This window comes from Cyanobacteriota bacterium (assembly GCA_025054735.1).
Classification (GTDB): domain Bacteria; phylum Cyanobacteriota; class Cyanobacteriia; order SKYG9; family SKYG9; genus SKYG9.
In genome coordinates this window covers 1-3,185 of the sequence record JANWZG010000428.1, presented here as the reverse complement: position 1 = coordinate 3,185, position 3,185 = coordinate 1, and the positions used below count along the sequence as shown (strand labels likewise).

At 49.8% G+C, this 3,185-nt stretch carries 5 protein-coding genes; 2 read left to right on the top strand and 3 right to left on the bottom strand.

The window, feature by feature from the left end; translation table 11 throughout:
- Nucleotides 1-243, bottom strand: a 243-nt coding sequence (locus NZ772_16270; GenBank protein ID MCS6815110.1) for a hypothetical protein, incomplete at its 3' end; no start/stop codon positions are given.
- Between the two features lie 260 nt (nt 244-503).
- Here NZ772_16270 and NZ772_16265 point away from each other — a divergent pair.
- Both NZ772_16265 and NZ772_16260 read left to right on the top strand, forming a co-directional pair.
- A complete protein-coding gene (locus NZ772_16265) occupies nt 504-701 on the top strand; it encodes a DUF2862 domain-containing protein (GenBank protein MCS6815109.1) in 198 nt (65 codons plus the stop codon).
- Nucleotides 702-730: 29 nt separating this feature from the next.
- Nucleotides 731-1,828: an ArsA family ATPase gene (locus NZ772_16260; protein ID MCS6815108.1), complete on the top strand. Its 1,098-nt coding sequence runs from the start codon at nt 731-733 to the stop codon at nt 1,826-1,828.
- Here NZ772_16260 and NZ772_16255 read toward each other — a convergent pair.
- On the bottom strand, nt 1,818-2,996 hold the full coding sequence (locus NZ772_16255) for a DegT/DnrJ/EryC1/StrS family aminotransferase (protein ID MCS6815107.1): 1,179 nt from the start codon (nt 2,994-2,996) through the stop codon (nt 1,818-1,820). The genes NZ772_16260 and NZ772_16255 overlap by 11 nt on opposite strands.
- Nucleotides 2,997-3,004: 8 nt before the next feature.
- The coding region (locus NZ772_16250) for a DUF1868 domain-containing protein (GenBank protein MCS6815106.1) at nt 3,005-3,185 on the bottom strand (181 nt) is incomplete at its 5' end.

Sequence of the window (3,185 nt, the reverse complement as noted above, 5' to 3'; positions counted from 1 at the left end):
TAACTCTCGTCGTAGTTCAGACTGAAAGTAGCTCAATGAGCTTTCACTGTAGCGAGCTGCTGCTGCTGACAGCGGAGAAACAGGTTCCCCATCAAAATGCTCGGCCTCTAATGACTGAATACGTAGCACGGCTTCATAAGCTCGATTTAATAACCGCTCCGCCGTACCAGAAATCCAAACCCCAGCAGCTTGCCATGCTTGCTGGCTGCGATCACGTAGGTAGTTCTTGACCTGTGTCAACATGGAGGCTCTCATTGGCCTGTGCCCGTCAATTTAGTCATCACAACATCCATCTTCCTCAGTCTAGACCGATTGTTCCCCGTTGATTGTAACCAAGCCATCACCTCGCTGAGACAAGTTGCCTACCACTAAACATACCTTAATGTAGTTACTGGGCTTCCCTGACATTCTGCTAGAAATCATCGGTAATGCCGTACCAGACCTTGATACACTGTGGAATGGTTGTGCCGACCATTGCGTTAGATGTTTTAGTTGGAGTCGTGATGTTAGAAATTGGTCAGAAAGTTAAGGTTCGTCGCCTGCGCGATCGCGTCTCCGATCAGGTGATCGAAAAGTTAGGAAAAGTTGGAACCATTCAAGCCTTCAAAATGGTTGATGGCAGCGGCATTGGTATGTTTGTCCGTTTTGATGATGCCTTTGCCACATGGTTTTTTGATGATGAGATTGAGCCTGTGAAGTAGGATAGATGCGGGTCAACCTGTTAAGTTAGATGGCATTTATCATCACATTTTTAGGTAAGGGTGGCACAGGTCGTACAACAGCGGCGATCGCCATAGCCCAGCGATTAGCTGCTCAAGGTCAGCGCACCCTATTGCTAGGACAACCTGTAGATCCTGTAATTGCAGCTTGGGTGGGGGAACCAATCCATGATCAGCCGCTATCTGTAGCCCCTAACTTGTTCGTCGTGCAACCCCAGTTAACCACATTGTTGGAGCAAGGCTGGGAAACTGTGAAAAGGTTGGAGTCAGAGTATCTACGTACCCCTGCCTTTAATGCCATCTTTGCAGAAGAGCTAGCCGTGCTTCCCGGCATGGACAGTGCCTTAACTATGGATGCCCTGCGAGACTACGATGCTAGTAATCAGTACGATTGCATTGTGTATGATGGCACAGGTGACCAAGCGATGCTCCGGATGCTAGGGTCACCTGATGCACTGGGCTGGTATTTGCGTCGATTTCGTCAGATCTTTGCCGAGTCAGACTTGGCAAAAACTCTGCTGCCATTGCTGCAACCCTTAATCGGCACTGTATTTAATGTGGATTGGACTAGTGATAGTTTCGCCAAACCAGCAAGTCAAGTGAATGATCTGTTGGATCGCGGTAAAGCCATTATCAGCGATCCAGCTCGGATGGCAGCTTACCTAGTAACTACGGGCAATGCTGCGGCTATTACTATGGCTCGTTATCTATGGGGAAGTGCACAACAGGCAGGATTAACTGTGGCTGGGGCGATCGTTACCCAAGTTCCACCATTCACCCCAGTAGATAGCTCTTCATTTGCACCCTTACCGATGTATACCCTGCCCTGGGTTACTGATAATCAGTGGCAAGCGGCAATGGAAGCATTGCCAGATGTAACCGACACTACCCATGCACCTCGATCGCTGGAGGTCAACCTAGCAGAGCGCAAAGTACGGCTGTTTTTACCAGGCTTTGATAAGAAACAGGTGAAACTCAGTCAGAATGGCCCTGAAGTCACAATTGCAGCCGGGGATCAACGGCGTAATATTGTTTTACCCCCTGAGTTAAGGGGAAAGCCAGTGACTGGGGCAAAATTTCAAGATGGCTACTTAATCATCAGCTTTTAAGAGTCGCCAGACATTCCTTGATCGCATCGATGACCCGCTGTTGTTGCTCAATCGTCAACTCTGGAAACATGGGTAACGACAATACCTCTTGGGCAACTTGCTCAGTTACCGGAAACTGGCCTGGGCGAAATCCAAGGCGACTATAGGCTGCTTGTAGATGGACCGGCACAGGGTAATAAATCATCGAGCTGACCCCTAGAGTTTGTAACTGTTCTCGCAGCCAATTGCGGCACTGCTTACTGCCATCCAAGCTACAGGGCTGAGCACCACAGCGGCGATGCTCTCCACACAGGGCTAGACGAATGGTGTATTGATGCCAAACGTGTACAGCACCTTCTAGGGTTCGGGGGGTGGTAATCCCAGGAAGCAGCGATAGGCTTTGGGTGTAGCGATCAGCAATGTCTCGTCGCTGTTGGTTCCACCGATCCAGGTACCGCAGCTTAACTTGCAAAATCACAGCCTGAATAGCATCAAGGCGACTAGTCACCCCAATTTCATCGTGGTAGTAGCGCACCCTCATGCCATGCTCTCGCAGCGCTCGAATTCGATCGGCCACCGCGGGGTCATCCGTAGTAATCGCCCCTCCATCACCGCAGGCTCCCAGATTTTTCGTGGGGAAAAAGCTAAAACAGCCAATATGCCCAATACTACCAACACGCTGCCCTTGCCATTCTGCTCCGGTTGCCTGGGCACAATCTTCCACTACAAATAGATTGTTGGCATCAGCGATCGCCATCACACGAGTCATGTCTGCGGGTTGCCCAAATAGGTGGACAGGGATAATAGCACGAGTGCGATCAGTAATCACCGCTGCAAGCTGTGTCGTATCCAGATTAAAGGTATCGGGATCAATATCCACAAAGACTGGTGTTGCCCCTACAGCGCTGATCACCTCAGCCGTCGCAAAGAAGGTAAAGGGTGTCGTAATCACCTCATCTCCAGCACCAATATCCAGTGCTCGCAGTGCCAGATACAAGGCATCAGTGCCAGAATTGCAAGCCACACAGTAATCGGCACCAATGTAGTGGGCAAACTGCTCTTCAAAGTCCTTCACGGGAGGGCCACCAATATAGCGCCCTGAAGCCAACAATTCTAAGACGACTGCGTTAACTTCATCACCGATGAGAGTGTATTGCTCCGTTAAGTCGAGGGGAGGAATGTTGATCATGATCACCCTCAGAATTCTAAGCTTGCCCAGTCAGGCTGGCGATAATAGTGCATCATTGTGTCAAATTTACGTAACTCTGCCCGGTTCACTACCAAATCATAAGATGTTTCACCTTGCCAGTATTGGTTAAATTCTGTCATCAAGTGAGTCATGCGATCGGCAAAGGCATCCGCAGCGCTGGGGTCTTCA